The following is a 19,117-nucleotide window of genomic DNA, read 5'->3' as shown; positions in this document are numbered from 1 at the left end:
ATTCCCGCCTTACTTAAACTGTTTGAGGAAACGCAGATCGTTTTCGAAGAATGCACGCAGATCAGTCACGCCGTAACGCAACATGGTCAGACGCTCCATCCCCATACCGAAGGCAAAACCGGAATACACTTCCGGATCGATACCGACGTTACGCAATACGTTCGGGTGCACCATGCCGCAGCCCAGCACTTCCAGCCATTTACCGTTTTTGCCCATGACGTCAACTTCCGCGGAAGGCTCTGTAAACGGGAAATAGGAAGGACGGAAACGGATCTGCAAATCAGCTTCAAAGAAGTTGTTCAGGAAATCATGCAGAGTACCTTTCAGGTTGGAGAAGCTGATGTCTTTATCAACAATCAGGCCTTCCATCTGATGGAACATCGGGGTGTGAGTCTGATCGTAGTCGTTACGGTAAACACGGCCCGGCGCGATAATACGAATCGGCGGTTGCTGATCCTTCATGGTACGGATCTGCACACCGGATGTTTGGGTACGCAACAAGCGCTTGGCATCAAACCAGAAAGTATCATGGTCTGCACGTGCCGGGTGATGGCCGGGAATATTCAGGGCATCAAAGTTGTGATAATCATCTTCGATTTCCGGGCCAGTCTCGACGGTAAAGCCTAATTCACCGAAAAAGGTTTCGATGCGGTCAATAGTACGGGTCACCGGATGCAAACCACCGTTTTCAATGCGACGGCCAGGCAAGGAAACGTCAATCGTTTCTTCGGCGAGACGCGCATTCAGCACCGCAGACTCCAGCGTATTTTTGCGCGCATTCAGGGCTTCCTGAACCTGCGTTTTCGCTTCATTGATCACGGCACCCGCTGCCGGGCGTTCTTCCGCAGGCAATTCACGTAGGGTCGTCATCTGGAGTGTCAGGTGGCCTTTCTTACCCAGATACTCAACACGCACGTTATCGAGCGTGGCGATATCCTGAGCACTCTCTACGGCTGCCTTGGCATTGGCAACCAGCTCTGCGAGATGTGGCATTGCTTTCCTCTTCTTCTGGCCAATATGGCCCGATGTAAAATAACCGTGATTAATCAGGGGCGCGATTTTGACCCTGAACCTTAGTGTATAAAGCACAGATACAAAAAAGCCTCCACGAGGGAGGCTTAGGCGCTACTTTTCGTTTCTTCTCTTACGCGCGAAAGCCTTCCTGAGTCAGGCGCTAAAGTAAAAAAAGAAACGGAAAATAGCAGCATTCATGCTTGCGTTACCTTGTTGATGGACACTCTTGAACCGAAAATGAATCGACGTTGCAGCTATTAAACAACGAATCGGACTGATTTCAAACACAAAATATAAAAGAGGGAGCAAGCTCCCTCTTTCACCTGACTTACGCCAGTGCTGCTTTCGCTTTCTCAACCAGAGCGGCAAATACCACTTTGTCGAAGACTGCGATGTCAGCCAAAATCTTACGGTCAATTTCAATAGAAGCTTTTTTCAAGCCGTTAATGAATTTGCTGTAAGACATGTCGTTCTGACGAGCTGCTGCGTTGATACGCGCGATCCACAGCTGACGGAACTGACGTTTCTTTTGACGACGGTCACGGTAAGCGTATTGACCAGCTTTGATAACAGCCTGGAATGCAACACGATATACGCGCGAACGGGCACCGTAGTAACCTTTCGCCTGCTTTAAAATTTTCTTGTGACGTGCACGTGCAATCACACCACGTTTTACGCGAGCCATATGCTCTCCTGAGTTTTATATTCTAAATGAAAAAAGTGTATTTATGCGTACGGCAGACATGCAGAGACAAGACCCAAATCGTTCTTGGATACCATGCCTTTTGGACGCAAGTGACGTTTACGCTTAGTAGCTTTTTTGGTCAGAATATGACGCAGGTTTGCGTGCTTACGCTTAAAACCACCGTTGGCGGTTTTTTTGAAGCGTTTAGCGGCGCCGCGTACTGTTTTGATCTTTGGCATTTTACATTCCACTTCGCATTGTTATTAACATGAATCAGAAAGGCGAATCCAGCATACGCGGTGCGAACACCGCGCAGCAGGATTACTTGGAAGCCTTACTGTTTCTTCTTAGGTGCGAGCACCATGATCATCTGACGACCTTCGATCTTCGTAGGGAAGGATTCGACAACGGCCAGTTCAGAATCTTCACACAGGTCTTTACGGACGCGGTTAAGCACTTCCATACCGATCTGTTGGTGCGCCATTTCACGCCCACGGAACCGCAGGGTGATTTTGGCTTTATCGCCATCTTCCAGAAAGCGAATCAGGTTGCGTAGTTTGACCTGATAGTCGCCATCATCGGTACCAGGTCGGAATTTAATTTCCTTAACCTGAATAACTTTTTGTTTCTTCTTCTGCTCTTTAGTCGACTTGCTCTTCTCGTAGAGGAATTTGCCGTAATCCATGATTCGACAAACTGGCGGCTCGGCATTCGGACTGATTTCTACTAAATCGACGCCCGCTTCCTCAGCTTTTTCAAGAGCTTCATTCAGACTGACAATACCAATCTGCTCGCCATCGACGCCTGTGAGGCGAACTTCTTGCGCGCGAATCTCTTTGTTAATGCGATTAGGACGCGCCGGTTGAACTCGTTTTCCGCCTTTAATACTTTATTCCTCCAGTTGATGAAGACTTCTGCTGCGGATCTCCGCCAGCAGTTTGTCAACGACTTCGCTAACGTCCATGCTTCCTAAGTCTTTGCCGCGGCGAGTTCGAACGGCAACTTTGCCCGCTTCGACCTCTTTATCGCCACAAACTAACATGTAAGGAACACGGCGTAGCGTGTGTTCGCGAATTTTAAAGCCAATCTTCTCATTTCTCAAGTCGGCTTTAACGCGAATGCCTGCTTCTTGCAGTTTTTTAGTTAATTCTTCGACATAGGTAGCTTGTGTATCAGTGATATTCATGATCACTACCTGAACCGGAGCCATCCATGTTGGGAAGAAGCCTGCGTATTCTTCAGTCAGAATACCAATGAAGCGCTCCATTGAACCCAGGATAGCACGGTGAATCATTACCGGGACCTGACGGTCGTTGCTTTCGCCAATATAAGAGGCGTTCAAGCGACCAGGTAATGAAAAGTCGAGCTGCACGGTACCACACTGCCACGCACGATCCAAACAATCGTGCAAGGTAAATTCAATTTTTGGACCGTAGAACGCACCTTCACCCGGCTGATATTCGAACGGAATCTCATTTTCTGTCAGTGCTGCCGCCAGATCGTCCTCTGCACGAGTCCACATTTCGTCAGTACCAATGCGCTTCTCAGGACGGGTGGATAATTTCACCACAATCTTCTGGAACCCAAATGTACTGTACATATCGTAAACCATGCGGATGCAGCTGTTCACTTCGTCGCGCACCTGCTCTTCAGTACAGAAGATGTGTGCATCGTCCTGAGTGAAGCCGCGAACACGCATCAGGCCATGCAATGCGCCTGATGGCTCATTACGGTGGCAGCTGCCGAACTCGGCCATACGCAGCGGCAGATCACGGTAGGATTTCAGACCCTGATTAAAGATCTGAACGTGTCCCGGGCAGTTCATTGGTTTGATGCAATATTCACGGTTCTCAGAAGACGTGGTGAACATGGCCTCTTTGTAGTTTTCCCAGTGCCCTGTTTTTTCCCACAGCACACGGTCCATCATGAACGGACCTTTCACTTCCTGATAGTCGTAAGACTTCAGTTTCATGCGCACAAAGGCTTCCAGCTCGCGGAAGATGGTCCAGCCGTCATTGTGCCAGAACACCATACCTGGCGCTTCTTCCTGCATGTGATACAGGTCAAGCTGTTTACCGATTTTACGGTGGTCGCGCTTACCCGCCTCTTCAAGGCGTTGCAGATAGGCGTTGAGTTGTTTTTTCTCAGCCCACGCGGTGCCGTAAATGCGTTGCAGCATTTTGTTGTCGCTGTTACCACGCCAATACGCACCAGAGGTTTTCTGCAATTTGAAATGATGGCAGAAACGCATATTAGGCACGTGCGGACCACGGCACATATCAACATATTCTTCGTGGTGATACAGGCCCGGACGGTCATCATGACTGATGTTTTCATCCAGGATCGCCACTTTGTATTCTTCGCCACGGCTTGCAAAGGTATCGCGTGCTTCCTGCCAGCTGACTTTCTTTTTAATAACGTCGTAATTCTTTTCAGCCAGTTCGTGCATGCGCTTTTCAAGCAGTTCGATGTCTTCCTGAGTCAACGTACGATCTAAATCCACGTCGTAATAGAAGCCATTGTCGATAACCGGGCCGATTGCCATTTTGGTATCCGGCCACAATTGTTTAATGGCATGACCCAAAAGGTGCGCACAGGAGTGGCGCAGAATTTCAAGACCGGCTTCGTCTTTAGTGGTAATGATCGCCAGTTGAGCGTCTGTCTCGATAAGATCGGTGGCATCAACCAGCTCACCGTTTACGCGACCTGCGATACAGGCTTTGGCCAGACCAGGTCCGATATCAAGCGCAACATCAAGGGGGGAAACGGGACGATCAAAAACGCGCTGGCTTCCGTCAGGAAGAGTAATAACAGGCATGTTAATTCCTTAATCTACAGTGGTGCCCCACACGACAGAGCACATCTAGAAAAATATTTGAGTGTGAATTCATTTAGTTATTCACGCTATTCAGCTTTACTTTGCCAAATATAGACACCTTCGATACATCAAGAGAGTGTACCGGGATGCGACGTAAAAACAGGCAGGGAGTTTACCATCCGTAAAGTGCGAATTTCCAGCGACCTGTGTTGCTAAACACGGATATTTTTCGTGTAATCCCCCCTGACACGCTAAGGTAACCACAGCAGCATTTCAAAAAAGGGAAGGATATGACAGAAGTCAGGCAGTTATTTGAAGTTTTGGGATTGGGCCTGATGGTACTGCTTCCGCTGGCGAATCCACTGACAACCGTGGCTTTAATGCTCGGTCTTTCAGGGAATATGACCACTCAGGAAAGAAACCAGCAATCGCTGATGGCCTCGGTGTATGTCTTTATCATCATGATGGTGGCGTATTACGCCGGACAGGTGGTGATGAATACGTTCGGGATTTCGATTCCCGGCCTGCGAATTGCGGGGGGGCTTATCGTCTCCTTCATCGGCTTCAGAATGCTTTTCCCGCAGCCACACGTTGAAGAAAGAATTCTTATCGAGAACAAAACGGCGGAAATGAAGAAACAGGATTCGCCAAATATCGCTTTTGTGCCTCTTGCCATGCCAAGTACCGCCGGGCCGGGCACCATTGCCATGATCATCAGCAGTGCTGCGACCGTGAAATCATCTGACTATCCACACTGGATTATTACCGTTGCACCGGTGATGATTTTCTTTTTAGTGGGCATGATTTTGTGGATTTCACTGCGCAGTTCAGGCGCCATTATGCGTCTGGTCGGTAAAAGCGGGATTGAGGCGATTTCGCGTCTGATGGGATTTTTGCTGGTCTGTATGGGCGTTCAGTTCGTCATCAACGGTATTATTGAGATTATCAAAACCTTCCCGCCAGCAGCCTGAACCGCGGGCGGGAAATTCAATGCTTACCGCATCGCGAGGTAAGCATTGTTCACTTTCCACAAGTAACGTGGCGCCTGTGGAGCCGGATGTTTGTTCTGAACGTGCTGATAAAACTCCGTTGGCGACATCTGGTTGATCTGAGCAATCGCAAATGTTTTATCTTTCGCGAAGGTTCTCAGCAATGCGCCAGCACCGTTAACATAGGCTACGGTAGTGGCATAACGGCGCGTCTCAGGGTTATTTATACCTGCGAGCTGTTGCTGCAAAATGCTCAAATACGCTGTGCCCAAATCGATATTCACCGCAGGATCTTTCAGATCACGCGGTGAAGGCTGACCGTAGCGTCCTTTCATCCGGTAGGCATCGCGTCCTGCCGTTGAGGCCTTTAGCTGCATTAACCCAATCGCATTCGATTTACTGACAACGGTTGGGTTATATCCAGATTCGACCTGAATGATGGCTTTTACCAGTGTTTCATCTACGCCGTAAGTGCTTGCCGCCTGGCGAATCACCTCGCCGTAAGGGCCCTGATGCATTAATGATGTATCAGCCCGTGAAGGCGGTGATGGTTTCAAAAAATGCGTCGTCTGAACCGGCGTTTCTTTAGCGCAACCCGCCAGTAATAGCGCGGCCATCAAATAAAGAATGTTTGGTTTCACATTATCTCTCTCGCGACTTGGACGAGATGTAGCATATACATCTTCTTTCCTCACCTGAATATATTTTTAGTCTATTATTATTATTGTTTTGTTAAACAAAGGGGTTAGAAGCATGTCGATAAGATAATTCTGCTTATAAAACCTCTTTCACTTCACATATTCTGAAATTAGCATTTTCGTTGTTTTTCAAGTTCAGGAAGTCTGCATCTCATAGGGCGAAAATTAACACCATCTTCTGGTTCAGCCGTGCGCCGGATCGGGTTTTTGAAGCGGAAAAAACGCTAACTTAATGAATTATCGGGCCAGTCAGAAGGGGTCATACCATGTGGCAAGCCGTCAATCGTTTGTTGAGTGAACATCTGGGCAGTGCAGAAATCCGCGAACGTGTTGAGCTTCCGGGAGGTGAAATACATCCCGCCTGGCGGCTTAGTTATGGTGACAGGGATGTGTTTGTTAAATGCAACGCGCGCGAAATGCTGCCTATTTTCGCCGCCGAAGCCGATCAACTCGCCCTGCTCGCCCGCAGTCGGACAGTCCGCGTTCCTGAAGTTTATGGCGTGGGCAGTGACCGGGATTACAGTTTTCTGTTACTGGAATATATTCCGCAAAAATCTCTCGATGCGCATAATGCCTATCTTTTAGGTCAACAACTTGCCGCTCTGCACCAGTGGAGTGAACAACTGCAGTTCGGGCTGGATTTCGATAATGAACTGGCAACGCTTCCTCAGCCCAACAGCTGGCAGAGACGCTGGGCAACATTTTTCGCCGAACAACGCATCGGCTGGCAATTACAGCTGGCAGCTGAAAAAGGCATGATTTTCGGCAATATAGACGACATCACTGCAATGGTTCATGGGCGGCTACAGAACCATCAGCCTCAGCCTTCCCTGCTGCATGGTGATTTATGGCCGCATAATTGTGGACTCTCTGAAAACGGTCCGGTGATTTTCGATCCTGCCTGTTACTGGGGCGATCGCGAGTGCGACCTGGCGATGCTGCCTTTATATCCAAACGTTCCGCCTCAGCTTTACGACGGCTATCAGAGCAAGACGCCGCTTCCCGATGACTTCATTTCGAGGCAACCGATATACCAGTTATATTATCTGCTGAACCGCAGCAATTTATTCGGTGGCCAGCATCAGGTCGTCGCGCAACGCGCGGTGGAAAGGTTGTTACACGAAGATTTTAATTAGCAGGATACATGAGTAAATGCACAAACGAATAAGGCCTGAATAACTGAAATATTCAGGCCTTATTTATGCCTCAAAGCGGCTTAAATTAACGCGCCGGTTTCACCGGGTTCACCCCAGTAAACCTAATAATTTCAAAATGAAATAGCCGATAACCGCAATGATGGCGGGCAGAATATACAGCGGGAAATATTGCACAAGAATGGTATGTCGGGGGATCACTATGCGCTCTTCAATCTGGGGACGTGTACGCCCTTCTGCGCCTTTTGCCTGCTCAAGTATCAGCTGATCCTGAATGCCTTCCCGAATATGTTTCACCTGACGTGACATTCTTGCGCCAGAAGCCTGAAGTGCCAGCCCGACGAAGATCAGCCAGTAGATAACGAAGAACATAATATTCGCGCTGGTGAATCCCTGCCCCAGTGACGGCACAGGCGAGTTGTACCAGAACACGTTGAGGAATGTGGTGTTAAAACGCGCCATGTCCACCATAACATGGACAAAATCCAGCATTACCGCGTTGATACCCTCTTGAGTCTTAGTGTGTTCATTAATAAAGTTAAGCAATGAAATCAATGTGGAAAGCAGCGCGGGAATGAAAATTATCCACCCGGCAACTCTTTTCAGGACCGCGACACGCCCGGCTTGTTGGTACGTCATGAATTCCCCTTGTTAGGACGTCTTTATCTTCCGCTAAGTTTACCCACAGAAAGTCTGAACCGCTCATCATTTTAACCAGTTAGCAAAATACTGACCTGAAAATGGCTGCTTTAGGATTTTTTGCAACAGATTTAACCCTTTCTCAGCCGGTGATACAGTAACAGTCTAATTCACTGATATGGAGTTCGCCCGCATGGCCTATGCCCGCCCCGTTAACGCCGCAATTTTCGATATGGATGGTCTGTTGATTGACTCTGAACCTTTATGGGTTCAGGCAGAGCTGGATGTTTTTAGCAGCCTCGGTGTGGATATCTCACAGCGCCATTTACTGCCGGATACCCTCGGTTTGCGCATCGATCAGGTGGTGCGGATGTGGTATCAGGTATTGCCGTGGCAAGGCCCAAGCCAGGAAGAAACATCGGCGATGGTCATCGCCCGCACCCTTGAACTGGTGGAACAAACTCGCCCGCTGTTGCCTGGCGTCACGCACGCGCTTGAGCTTTGCCGCGATCAGGGGCTGAAGATCGGTCTGGCCTCAGCATCGCCACTGCATATGCTGGATACCGTACTGGAAATGTTTAACCTGCAATCGTATTTTCAGGTTCGCGTCTCTGCAGAACATTTACCCTACAGCAAGCCACATCCGGAAGTTTACTTACTCGCCGCCGCAGAATTACAGGTGGATCCGCTGCATTGCGTGACGCTGGAAGACTCGTTTAACGGCATGATCGCGACGAAAGCGGCACGTATGCGCTCAATAGTGGTGCCAGCTCATGAGTTCAGTGCAGATCCGCGCTGGGCACTTGCCGATACCCGGCTTTCCACTCTCGAAGAATTGCGTCCTTCGCACATCAGCTGAACCTGAGGCGCAGCGCATTATTGCAGCTGCGCCTCCTCTCCTCCTGCTAAATCCCTCGTGTTATCTGCACTAAAACTGACATCACAACAGATTAATGTCAGAAATCTTGAGCTGCCTCAAAAATAAATAAAACGTTATTTCATTTTTATTGAATTCACATGCCGATGAACTTATGATTTCTGCAACACGGACGAGCCGGGAGCTCTCCTGCTTCTGTACGCTGTCACTGCCACGCAACGGTCAGACTAGCCCGGCAAGTCCTCCTTTATATGCACAACACAACGCACAAGAGGCACGACATGCAAGTTCGTCAAAGCATTCACAGCGACCACGCTAAAACGCTCGATACTGCTGAGTTACGCCGCGAATTTCTCATCGAGAAAATTTTCGAAAGAAATACTTACACCATGACCTATAGCCATATCGACCGCATCATCGTCGGTGGCGTAATGCCCGCTGAAAAATCGGTTTCTGTCGGTGATGAAGTCGGTAAGCAACTCGGTGTCAGCTATTTCCTTGAGCGCCGTGAGCTGGGCGTGATCAACATTGGCGGGCCGGGCATTATCGTCGTTGATGGCACAACGTATGAGATTGGTCATGAAGAAGCGCTGTACGTTGGCAAAGGCACAAAACAGGTTGAATTCAGCAGCATCGATACGGCAAAACCCGCCAAGTTCTATTACAACAGCGCCCCTGCGCACACTACTTTCCCAAATAAAAAAATCACGCTGGCAGAAGCATCGCCGCAAACCATCGGTGATGCTGCCACCAGCAACCGCCGGACAATCAATAAATTCATTGTTCCGGACGTGCTGGAAACCTGTCAGCTGACCATGGGGCTGACCAAGCTGGAAGAAGGCAGCCTGTGGAATACCATGCCGTGCCATACGCATGAGCGCCGCATGGAAGTGTATTTCTACTTCAACATGGAAGAAGAAACCGCCGTCTTCCATATGATGGGCAAACCGCAGGAAACGCGCCATCTGCTGGTGCATAACGAACAAGCCGTAATTTCACCAAGCTGGTCGATCCATTCCGGCGTCGGTACTAAGAATTACACCTTTATCTGGGGCATGGTGGGAGAAAACCAGGTCTTCGACGATATGGATCACGTCAAAGTCAGCGAAATTCGCTAATCCAGCGACTCCGTCATGATATGGCGGAGTCATCAAATCTTTCAGGCGAACATGCCGAAGCAAAAGAGACTGTGATTATGATCCTCAATGCGTTTGAATTAACAGGTAAAGTCGCCATTGTGACCGGTTGCAACACCGGTCTGGGACAAGGCATGGCGCTGGGACTGGCGCAGGCCGGGTGCGACATCGTGGGCATTAATGTTTCTGAGCCAGGCGAAACGGCTGAAAAAATCATGGCTACCGGACGCCGTTTTCTGGATCTCCGTGCCGATCTGAGCAGTATTCAGGGCATTCCTGAACTGATTGTTCAGGCGGTGAATGAGTTCGGCCATATTGATATTCTGGTTAACAATGCAGGTATTATTCGCCGTGAAGATGCCATTGAGTTCAGTGAAAAAAACTGGGACGACGTGATGAACGTCAACAGTAAGACGTTATTCTTTATGTCTCAGGCAGTGGCTAAACAGTTTATTAAGCAAGGCACCGGCGGGAAAATTATTAACATTGCCTCAATGTTGTCCTATCAGGGTGGGATCCGCGTGCCCTCGTATACAGCGTCTAAAAGTGCGGTGATGGGCATTACGCGACTGATGGCCAATGAATGGGCCAAACATGGCGTTAACGTCAATGCTATTGCGCCGGGCTATATGGCGACTAATAATACTGAGCAGCTCCGCTCAGACGGTGAACGCAGCAAGGAGATCCTCGATCGTATTCCTGCGGGACGCTGGGGTTTACCGGAAGATGTGATGGGGCCGGTGGTGTTTCTGGCCTCTCAAGCTTCAGATTACGTCAATGGATATACCATTGCCGTGGACGGAGGCTGGCTGGCACGTTAACTGAGAATACGTGACAGTATTAAGGCGTATTTTTATACGCCTTTTTCATTCTAATCATACCGTTGACAATTAGTTACAGGGTTCTGCTTCCAAGATTGTGACAGTTTCACTTATACTGGATAAAATAACAGTTATCCAGTTCGGACGCGTCATGACGGCGGAAGGCCACCTCATTTTTTCTATCGCCTGTGCGGTATTTGCCAAGAAGGCGCAGCTCTCTCCCGAGCTGGCGCACGGCGACTGGTGGCATATTATTCCCGGGTCATTACTGACCTGCCTGTTGCCGGACATCGATCATCCCAAATCTCTGATTGGCCAGCGTCTGAAATGGATTTCTCATCCCATCGCACGCGCCTTCGGGCATCGTGGTTTTACACACAGTTTGCTGGCCGTCATTGGCGGCATCTTCCTGCTACGCACGCATTTCCCCCACGACTGGGTTATTCCGGCTGATGCTTTTCATGCCATGATCATTGGTTATCTCAGTCATATACTTGCAGATATGCTCACGCCAGCGGGGGTTCCCCTGCTCTGGCCATGCCGATGGCGCTTTCGCCTGCCCATTATTAACAGTCAGAAAGGCAATCAGCTGGAACGAACGCTCTGTCTGATGCTGGTGGGGCTTACGCTATTCTGGCCAGACTGGACGCCCATTATTGGTGCAATCAATCCTGACATTTTTAATCATCTTTTGAAGCTGTTCATCTGATCAGAATGAAATAGCGACGATGTGGTGAAAATTAATACAAAAACCATCGAAAAGTTATAATGCATTCTTTTTGGATATAAATGATCGGGCACCCAAACTGATATTCTGCACCCCAACGCTATGGGATGGTGCAATCCCTTTGGGAACACCCGTTTAAATATAAAACTATAAGTCTGGAGTTTGGTATGAATCTTCCGCTCGTTCTTAACGTAGTGGTCTTTGTCGCTTTGCTTTTATTGCTGGCGCAAACACGTCATAAACAATGGAGCCTGGCAAAAAAAGTCCTGGCCGGTTTGGGTCTGGGTGTTGTATTCGGTCTGGCACTGCAACTGATTTATGGTTCAGATGACCCGATTCTGAAAACGTCAATTACCTGGTTCAATATTGTCGGCAACGGCTACGTTCAGTTACTGCAAATGATCGTAATGCCGCTGGTCTTTGTGTCGATTCTCAGTGCCGTGGCGAAACTGCATAATGCATCTTCTTTAGGCAAAATCAGTTTCCTGACCATCGGTACCCTGTTGTTTACCACGCTTATCGCCTCCCTGGTGGGTATCTTCGTCACCGGTCTGTTCGGACTCACCGCCGAAGGTCTGGTACAAGGCACGCAAGAAACAGCGCGTCTGACGGCGATTCAATCCAACTATGTGGGTAAAGTGGCTGATCTGAGTGTACCTCAGCTGATCCTTTCCTTTATTCCTAAGAACCCGTTTGCCGATCTGACCGGTGCAAGCCCGACGTCGATCATCAGCGTAGTGATCTTTGCCGCTTTCGTGGGCGTTGCTGCCCTGCAGCTGGTGAAAGACGATGCTGAAAAAGGCCCGCGTGTTCTGGTCTTCATCGATACCCTGCAGGCATGGGTGATGAAACTGGTACGTCTGGTGATGAAACTGACCCCGTACGGCGTACTGGCATTAATGACCAAAGTCGTGGCCGGCTCCAACATTCAGGATATCGTTAAGCTCGGCAGCTTCGTTGTAGCCTCGTATTTGGGTCTGGCGATTATGTTCGTCGTCCATGCCATACTGTTGTCTTTCACCGGCGTGAATCCGATGAAATTCTTCCGTAAAGTTTGGCCGGTGCTCACTTTCGCCTTTACCAGCCGTTCAAGTGCAGCAACTATTCCGCTGAGTGTTGAAGCGCAAACTCGCCGTCTGGGTATTCCTGAATCCATCGCCAGCTTCGCCGCATCCTTCGGTGCAACGATTGGTCAGAACGGTTGTGCAGGTTTATATCCAACCATGCTGGCAGTGATGGTGGCGCCAACGGTCGGCATCAACCCGTTTGATCCGGTGTGGATTGCAACATTAGTGGGTATCGTCACCCTGAGCTCTGCCGGTGTAGCCGGTGTGGGTGGTGGCGCAACATTTGCAGCCCTGATCGTGCTCCCGGCAATGGGCCTGCCGGTTACCCTGGTTGCATTGTTGATTTCAGTGGAACCGCTGATTGATATGGGCCGTACTGCACTGAACGTGAGTGGTTCCATGACAGCCGGTACGATCACCAGCCAGATCATGAAACAAACTGATAAAGCAGTTATGGATTCAGAAGAAACGGCTGAGCTGGCACACCGCTAAGTTCTGAATGCTGAACATGTTGAGCCGAAACCGCTGGCTTTGGCGGCATGTTCAGTAATCAGAAACACACATCGCAGTTCATTAACATCGGGCCTGGTGCGTCATTCAGTCACATAAAAAAGCCGTAATCTCTGTGAGACTACGGCCAGTGTGAAACAGTCGACACCATCAGGCGTTCAGTCAGAGCTTAACAATTCATTTCACGTATCATCATTTCGATTTGCGAAGACGTCGGTCTGCCCGGCACAAATTCAGAATGGATAATCGTGCAAACCAATTTGCTCTGAAATGTTACGCGCTGCGGTATGCAGCATTGCAACGTAGTCACTCTTACTTTCTTCAGAGAAACGAATTGTCGGGAAGGAAATACTTAACCCGGCAATCACCACGCCGAAACGATCGAACACCGGCACGGCAATACAGCGAAGGCCCTGCTCCTGCTCTTCATTATCTTCCCCAAAGCCCTGTTCACGTACCTGATCCAGCGCTGTTTGTAAGTCAGCGGCATTCATAATGGTATTTTCAGTGCTGCGGGTAAACTCAATTTCCTGCAACAGTGCGCTCACTTCAGCTTTGTCACCCCAGGCCATCAGCACCTTACCAATCGCCGTTGTGTGCAACGGATTGCGTCGGCCAATACGGGAATGCATACGCAGGTTGTACATAGAATCGATTTTGTGGATGTAGACGATGCCATCTTCATCCAGCGCGCCAAGGTGAATGGTTTCGCGCGTCAGGCGTGATAATTCACGCATCTGAATATCAGCGCTGCGGATCAGATCAACGTTTTGCAACGCCTTTGCACCCAGCTCGAACAATTTGAGCGTCAGTGAATATTTCTCTGACTCCCCTTCCTGCGCGACGTAACCCAGAGATTTCATCGTCTGTAAAAAGCGATACACCGTGCTTTTCGACATCATTACGCGTTGAGAAAGTTCAGTAATACCAATTTCGCGCTCTTCTCCGAGCGCCTGTAAAATACCAAAAACTTTCAGAACGGAAGAAACGGAATCGGGCTGCTTATCAAGATCTGCGATAGCCATAGAGTGAATTACCTGCTCGCGTTGGTTTTGTTTCAAAAAAAATAGAACGTGGTTTTTATTATAGTGGCAAGCGTCACACAGAAGCAATCAAGCCGTTGAACAGGAATGTGAGAACTGTTAACCCTGTTTCATAATATGCATAGACTAAATAATTCGTCACAGACTGTGACTGTTGTCACTTTCAGTTCATTAGCGTAGTAATATTACCCTCACTGATGACTATGCGCTGACAGATCCTATGACCCCAAATGCTATACCCAACGACGGACTTCCCCTTCCCCAGCGATACGGCGCGATTTTGGCTATCGCACTGGGTATCACCGTTTCTGTGCTGGATGGCGCGATCGCCAACGTAGCCCTGCCGACCATTGCCAACGACTTTCACGCCAGCCCGGCCGCGTCGATTTGGGTCGTCAACGCCTATCAGCTGGCGATTACCATCTCCCTGCTTTCACTCGCCTCTCTGGGCGATATTTTCGGCTATCGCCGCATTTATCAAACAGGTCTGCTGGTTTTTAGCATTACATCTTTGTTTTGCGCTCTGTCAGACTCACTGATGACGCTGACCATTGCACGGGTTTTACAAGGTTTTGGCGCAGCGGCAATCATGAGCGTCAATACGGCGCTGATCAGGATCATCTATCCGCAACGCTTTCTGGGGCGGGGAGTGGGAATTAACGCGCTGATTGTGGCCGTCTCCTCTGCCGCCGGCCCGACGATTGCTGCCGGGATCCTGTCAGTGGCATCCTGGCAATGGCTGTTCGCCATTAACGTGCCGATCGGTATCGCGGCGTTGCTTTTAGGCCTTAAATTCCTGCCCGCCAATTCGACACGCAGTCAGGGGCAGCGTTTTGATTTTACCAGCAGCGTGATGAATGCACTGACCTTCGGTTTGCTCATCATCGCGATCAGCGGCTTTGCTCAGGGTCAGAATCATGACTTAATTTTGGCAGAGGTCATCGCCTTGCTGATAATTGGCTGGTTCTTTGTACGCCGTCAGCTTTCACAGCCTTTCCCGTTATTGCCGGTAGATTTACTGCGTATCCCGATTTTCAGCCTCTCCCTCGGCACATCACTGTGTTCCTTCAGTGCGCAGATGCTGGCGTTCGTCTCTCTGCCCTTCTTCCTGCAAAATACGTTAGGGCTGAACTCTGTCGACACCGGTTTACTGCTGACGCCGTGGCCGTTAGCAACCATGGTGATGGCACCCATCGCCGGTCGCCTGGTTGAGCGTTATCACCCCGGCATGCTCGGAGGTATCGGGCTTATCGTCTTTTCAATCGGATTGTTTTCGCTGTCACTGCTACCGCCTGAGCCTTCACATCTGAATATTATCTGGCGAATGCTGTTGTGCGGCGCGGGGTTCGGGCTATTTCAGTCTCCCAATAATCACACCATCATCACTTCCGCGCCGCGAAACCGCAGCGGCGGAGCAAGCGGGTTGTTAGGCACCGCACGTCTTCTGGGGCAGACGACCGGTGCGGCTATGGTGGCTCTGATGTTTAACCTGTTTCCGGAACACGGCACACATGCATCACTGATACTGGCCGGTACGCTGGCAGGAACCGGCGCGCTGGTCAGCCTGCTCAGAATGACGCAGAAAACCAGCAGTCAAAAGGCTGCTGAAGACCTGAAATCCTGAGCAGATCTCAGAAAGCAAAATGCCCGGCGATTGCCGGGCATTTTTATGTGCAATATCTGAGGATTACTTCAGATATTCGCCGCTGCGAAGTGCTTCAATACGTTTATCCAGCGGCGGGTGAGACATAAACAGCTCACTGAAAGACTTAGATTTACCGTTGATGCAAAACGCCATCAAGCTGCCCGCTTCCTGCGGCTCATGGCTGGTTTTCAGACGCTGCAATGCTGCGATCATTTTCTCACGACCCACCAGCTTCGCAGAACCGGCATCGGCATGGAATTCGCGATATCGCGAGAACCACATCGTAATGATGCTGGCCAAAATACCAAAGACCAGTTCGAGCACTGTCGCGACAGCAAAATAGATCATCGGATTGCCGTTACTCTCTTCGCCGTCACGGTTGCCAGACAGGAAGCCTGAGGCGACCTGAGCAATCAGACGGGAAATAAAGATCACGAAAGTATTCACGATCCCCTGGATCAAGGTCATGGTCACCATATCGCCATTCGCAATATGGCTGATCTCATGGGCGATAACCGCTTCGGCTTCATCCTGACTCATGCTTTGCAATAAGCCGGTGCTGACGGCAACCAGAGAAGCATCGCGTCGTGCGCCGGTGGCGAACGCATTGATATCCGGCGCGTGATAAATCGCCACCTTTGGCATACCGATGCCCGCCTGCTGTGACTGGCGGCGCACAGTCTCGACCAGCCAGCGCTCAGTTTCGTTACGTGGCTGCTCTATAACTTCACCGCCCACCGAGCGCAACGCCATCCATTTAGACATCAGCAAAGAGACGATGGAACCGCCGAAGCCAAACAACCCGGCCATGATCATCAGCCCCGGCACGCTGCTGGACTGGATGCCTGTCAGGCTGAGTACCAGCCCAAAGACCAGCATAACTGCCAGGTTTGTCATCAGGAACAACGCTATACGCATCATAAAATTTTTAATTCCTCTTCGTTACTTCATTATTATTCATTGGGTCCTGCCACCGGGACATGCCCGTCCGGCTGATAGTGATCCTATGGGCTTCTTCCACGGATTCAAGCGTTCCGCGGCGTTAAAGGCCCAAAATCACAATACTTTACATTTTGAAGTATTTTATTTCACAGATAAAGCCACGGTATATAACATCGAGATTGCGCTGTCTTTCATTTTCACGGCATAAAAAAAGCGCACCGAAGTGCGCTTCTTAAATTCACAGGCAGATCAGCGAAGCGATTATTTCGCCGCAGCCGGAGCCTGATCACTCAATGCTTTTTCCAGCTTGCCGAGATCAACCGCAATGTTGTCGGCTTCATCAAGATACGGATCCGGTGCCACATAGTCTTTTGGCAAATCATCCAAAGATTTCAGTGGTTTTTTACCTTCACGTTTGAAGCGTTCATTCAGGCGGTTAAGACGCAGTGCATCATCCTCTTTATCTTCTTTATCACGCTGTGCGTAATTCAGAGAGGCAATATCACGTTTATCTTTCAGCGCTTTGTAGCGTGCAATATCTTGCTGGATGTACTGGAACTCAGGATCCTTAGCAATACGCGCATCGTGATTTTTCAATAACTCAGGCAGGAAAGGCTTCATGTCACCCAATTTATTGTACGTCGCGGCGTTGATGCTATCCCACGGAAGTGCGTTATCTTCGAACTTCTCGCCGGTTTCAATCGATTCAATACCGGTTGGCATCAGAATATCCGGGGTAACCCCTTTACGCTGAGTGCTGCCGCCGTTGATGCGATAGAACTTCTGGATAGTGTATTGCACGGAGCCGAGGGCCGGCCATTCCGGGCGCAGCATCTGATCGTAAATACGGTTCAGCGAACGGTATTGCTGAACGGTACCTTTACCAAAGGTCGGTTCACCCACAATCAGCGCACGGCCATAATCCTGCATTGCCGCAGCAAAGATTTCAGACGCAGAAGCACTGAAACGGTCAACCAGAACCACCAGCGGTCCTTTGTAGTAAACGACGCCATCGGTATCGCTATCCTGACGGATGCGGCCATTGTTATCGCGAACCTGAACCACCGGGCCACTTGGGATAAACAGACCTGACAGAGAAACCGCTTCCGTCAGTGCGCCACCGCCGTTGGTACGCAGGTCGATAACCAGACTGTTAACGTTCTGCTTAGCCATTTTTTGTAGCTGAACTTTGACGTCGTCCGTCAACCCAACGTAGAAGCCAGGAATGTCCATGACAGCAACTTTTTCAGCGCCGACATTTTTGATGGTCATTTTGACTGCACGGTCTTCCAGACGAATTTTTTCGCGCGTCAGGGTAATCACATGATTTTTAGCATTTTTGCCCGCTGGCAGGATCTGCAAGCGAACTTTACTGCCTTTTGGTCCTTTGATGAGCGCGACGACGTCATCAAGACGCCAGCCGATCACATCAACAATCGGTGAGGGTTTACCCGCCTGAACCTGACCTACGCCGACAATGCGGTCACCCACTGCAATGGCTTTGCTTTTGGCCGCCGGGCCGCCTGCTACCATTGAGTTGATCACCGTATAATCGTCGTCACCCTGCAGAACGGCACCAATACCTTCCAGAGACAGGCTCATTTCAGTATTGAATTGCTCAGTGCTGCGAGGAGAAAGGTAATTGGTATGCGGGTCGATTTCATGCGCAAAGGCATTCATCACCAACTGGAATACGTCTTCGCTGTTGCTTTGGGTCAGACGCTTCATCGCGAAATGATAGCGTTTGGAGAGCACGTCGCGAATTTCCTGATCGTTTTTACCGGTCAGCTTGAGGTTCAGCTCGTCATATTTGACTTTCGCATCCCACAATTTGTCCAGTTCCGCGCGGTCTTTCGGCCACGGGGATTTACTGCGATCAAGTTGAATCGTGTCGTTGCCAGTGAAATCCATCGGGCGGGCAAGCACTTTTAACGCATAGTCGTAGCGTTCAAAGCGACGCTTTTGCGCCAAATTGAATAAAGCGTATGGCGTGGTTAACTGACCGGATTTCAGTTCCTCACCCAAGGTTGCACGTTTATCAGTAAATTGTGCGACATCGGAAGCCATCAATACGTTGTGGCCATAATCGAGCATGTTGAGGTAACGGTCGAAGATCTTCGCTGAGAAATCTGCATTAAGGTCGAACTGACGATAATGCGAACGGGTAAAGCGTGCCGTAACACGCTCGCTCACCGTGGCGTCCTGAGGATCCTGTGTCAGGTCAGGGAGTTGAGCAAGAGTGACCGGTGCACTCTCATTCGCTGCAAAGCTGGTATTAACCAGCCCTGCTCCTGCCATTAACAGACCTGCGATAACGCTTAATCTGACAAATTTGTTCATGCCTGAGTTGGC

At 49.8% G+C, this 19,117-nt stretch carries 19 protein-coding genes and 1 other annotated feature; of the genes, 8 read left to right on the top strand and 11 right to left on the bottom strand.

Going from position 1 to position 19,117, the window contains the following annotated elements:
- Nucleotides 1-9 precede the first annotated feature (9 nt).
- The 6 genes from pheS to thrS form a co-directional block, all read right to left on the bottom strand.
- Nucleotides 10-993 (bottom strand): phenylalanine--tRNA ligase subunit alpha, encoded by a 984-nt coding sequence (gene pheS / locus ACQZQY_RS13460; RefSeq protein ID WP_056773454.1) that lies wholly within the window; start codon nucleotides 991-993, stop codon nucleotides 10-12.
- Between the two features lie 99 nt (nucleotides 994-1,092).
- Nucleotides 1,093-1,217 (bottom strand) — a sequence feature (Phe leader region).
- The gene (gene pheM / locus ACQZQY_RS13455) at nucleotides 1,168-1,212 is read right to left on the bottom strand and encodes a pheST operon leader peptide PheM (protein WP_106120997.1); all 45 of its coding nucleotides are present in this window, start codon (nucleotides 1,210-1,212) and stop codon (nucleotides 1,168-1,170) included. (Overlaps the previous feature by 45 nt.)
- A gap of 125 nt (nucleotides 1,218-1,342) precedes the next feature.
- Nucleotides 1,343-1,699 (bottom strand): 50S ribosomal protein L20, encoded by a 357-nt coding sequence (gene rplT / locus ACQZQY_RS13450; RefSeq protein ID WP_056773451.1) that lies wholly within the window; start codon nucleotides 1,697-1,699, stop codon nucleotides 1,343-1,345.
- Nucleotides 1,700-1,740: 41 nt separating this feature from the next.
- Nucleotides 1,741-1,938 carry a 50S ribosomal protein L35 gene (gene rpmI / locus ACQZQY_RS13445; RefSeq protein WP_056773448.1) on the bottom strand — a complete coding sequence of 66 codons (198 nt, stop codon included), beginning with the start codon at nucleotides 1,936-1,938 and terminating at the stop codon, nucleotides 1,741-1,743.
- Nucleotides 1,939-2,033: 95 nt separating this feature from the next.
- Nucleotides 2,034-2,585: a translation initiation factor IF-3 gene (infC, locus tag ACQZQY_RS13440; protein ID WP_013576136.1), complete on the bottom strand. Its 552-nt coding sequence runs from the start codon at nucleotides 2,583-2,585 to the stop codon at nucleotides 2,034-2,036.
- A gap of 3 nt (nucleotides 2,586-2,588) precedes the next feature.
- The gene (thrS, locus tag ACQZQY_RS13435; RefSeq protein WP_122096209.1) at nucleotides 2,589-4,517 is read right to left on the bottom strand and encodes a threonine--tRNA ligase; all 1,929 of its coding nucleotides are present in this window, start codon (nucleotides 4,515-4,517) and stop codon (nucleotides 2,589-2,591) included.
- 290 nt (nucleotides 4,518-4,807) lie between these two features.
- Between thrS and ACQZQY_RS13430 the strand changes: the two genes are divergently transcribed.
- A complete protein-coding gene (locus tag ACQZQY_RS13430) occupies nucleotides 4,808-5,488 on the top strand; it encodes a MarC family NAAT transporter (RefSeq protein ID WP_122096208.1) in 681 nt (226 codons plus the stop codon).
- A gap of 23 nt (nucleotides 5,489-5,511) precedes the next feature.
- On the opposite strand, the gene ACQZQY_RS13425 is transcribed toward ACQZQY_RS13430, so the two are convergent.
- A complete protein-coding gene (locus ACQZQY_RS13425; RefSeq protein ID WP_082465712.1) occupies nucleotides 5,512-6,147 on the bottom strand; it encodes a transglycosylase SLT domain-containing protein in 636 nt (211 codons plus the stop codon).
- A gap of 323 nt (nucleotides 6,148-6,470) precedes the next feature.
- Between ACQZQY_RS13425 and ACQZQY_RS13420 the strand changes: the two genes are divergently transcribed.
- Complete coding sequence (locus ACQZQY_RS13420; RefSeq protein WP_431295780.1) at nucleotides 6,471-7,340, top strand: fructosamine kinase family protein; 870 nt, start codon at nucleotides 6,471-6,473, stop codon at nucleotides 7,338-7,340.
- Nucleotides 7,341-7,448: 108 nt separating this feature from the next.
- On the opposite strand, the gene ACQZQY_RS13415 is transcribed toward ACQZQY_RS13420, so the two are convergent.
- Nucleotides 7,449-7,997, bottom strand: coding sequence for a YniB family protein (locus tag ACQZQY_RS13415; protein ID WP_056773435.1), 549 nt, complete (start codon nucleotides 7,995-7,997; stop codon nucleotides 7,449-7,451).
- Between the two features lie 193 nt (nucleotides 7,998-8,190).
- On the opposite strand from ACQZQY_RS13415, the gene hxpB reads away from it, so the two are divergent.
- The 5 genes from hxpB to ACQZQY_RS13390 all read left to right on the top strand — a co-directional run bounded on the left by hxpB (nucleotide 8,191) and on the right by ACQZQY_RS13390 (nucleotide 13,117).
- Nucleotides 8,191-8,856 (top strand): hexitol phosphatase HxpB, encoded by a 666-nt coding sequence (gene hxpB / locus ACQZQY_RS13410; protein ID WP_431295779.1) that lies wholly within the window; start codon nucleotides 8,191-8,193, stop codon nucleotides 8,854-8,856.
- A gap of 299 nt (nucleotides 8,857-9,155) precedes the next feature.
- Nucleotides 9,156-9,992, top strand: a complete 837-nt coding sequence (gene kduI, locus ACQZQY_RS13405; protein WP_431295778.1) for a 5-dehydro-4-deoxy-D-glucuronate isomerase — start codon at nucleotides 9,156-9,158, stop codon at nucleotides 9,990-9,992.
- Nucleotides 9,993-10,069: 77 nt separating this feature from the next.
- Nucleotides 10,070-10,831, top strand: a complete 762-nt coding sequence (kduD, locus tag ACQZQY_RS13400; RefSeq protein WP_122096206.1) for a 2-dehydro-3-deoxy-D-gluconate 5-dehydrogenase KduD — start codon at nucleotides 10,070-10,072, stop codon at nucleotides 10,829-10,831.
- A 151-nt stretch (nucleotides 10,832-10,982) separates the two neighbouring features.
- Nucleotides 10,983-11,540 (top strand): metal-dependent hydrolase, encoded by a 558-nt coding sequence (locus tag ACQZQY_RS13395; protein ID WP_122096205.1) that lies wholly within the window; start codon nucleotides 10,983-10,985, stop codon nucleotides 11,538-11,540.
- Nucleotides 11,541-11,725: 185 nt separating this feature from the next.
- On the top strand, nucleotides 11,726-13,117 hold the full coding sequence (locus ACQZQY_RS13390) for an L-cystine transporter (RefSeq protein ID WP_217204684.1): 1,392 nt from the start codon (nucleotides 11,726-11,728) through the stop codon (nucleotides 13,115-13,117).
- Nucleotides 13,118-13,368: 251 nt separating this feature from the next.
- On the opposite strand, the gene kdgR is transcribed toward ACQZQY_RS13390, so the two are convergent.
- Nucleotides 13,369-14,160, bottom strand: coding sequence for a DNA-binding transcriptional regulator KdgR (kdgR, locus tag ACQZQY_RS13385; RefSeq protein ID WP_431295777.1), 792 nt, complete (start codon nucleotides 14,158-14,160; stop codon nucleotides 13,369-13,371).
- A gap of 238 nt (nucleotides 14,161-14,398) precedes the next feature.
- On the opposite strand from kdgR, the gene ACQZQY_RS13380 reads away from it, so the two are divergent.
- Entirely contained in the window at nucleotides 14,399-15,802 is a 1,404-nt protein-coding gene (locus ACQZQY_RS13380) for an MFS transporter (RefSeq protein WP_431295776.1), read from the top strand.
- Nucleotides 15,803-15,865: 63 nt separating this feature from the next.
- Here the strand turns inward: ACQZQY_RS13380 and htpX are convergent, their stop codons facing one another.
- Nucleotides 15,866-16,744 carry a protease HtpX gene (htpX, locus tag ACQZQY_RS13375; RefSeq protein ID WP_431295775.1) on the bottom strand — a complete coding sequence of 293 codons (879 nt, stop codon included), beginning with the start codon at nucleotides 16,742-16,744 and terminating at the stop codon, nucleotides 15,866-15,868.
- Nucleotides 16,745-17,026: 282 nt separating this feature from the next.
- Complete coding sequence (gene prc, locus ACQZQY_RS13370) at nucleotides 17,027-19,105, bottom strand: carboxy terminal-processing peptidase (protein ID WP_056773407.1); 2,079 nt, start codon at nucleotides 19,103-19,105, stop codon at nucleotides 17,027-17,029.
- Nucleotides 19,106-19,117: the final 12 nt, after the last annotated feature.

The sequence above is a fragment of the Rahnella sp. PAMC25559 genome (assembly GCF_050632365.1).
GTDB lineage: Bacteria > Pseudomonadota > Gammaproteobacteria > Enterobacterales > Enterobacteriaceae > Rahnella > Rahnella rivi.
The sequence above is the reverse complement of the archived record's forward strand: the minus strand, read 5'-3'. Positions and strand labels throughout refer to the sequence as shown.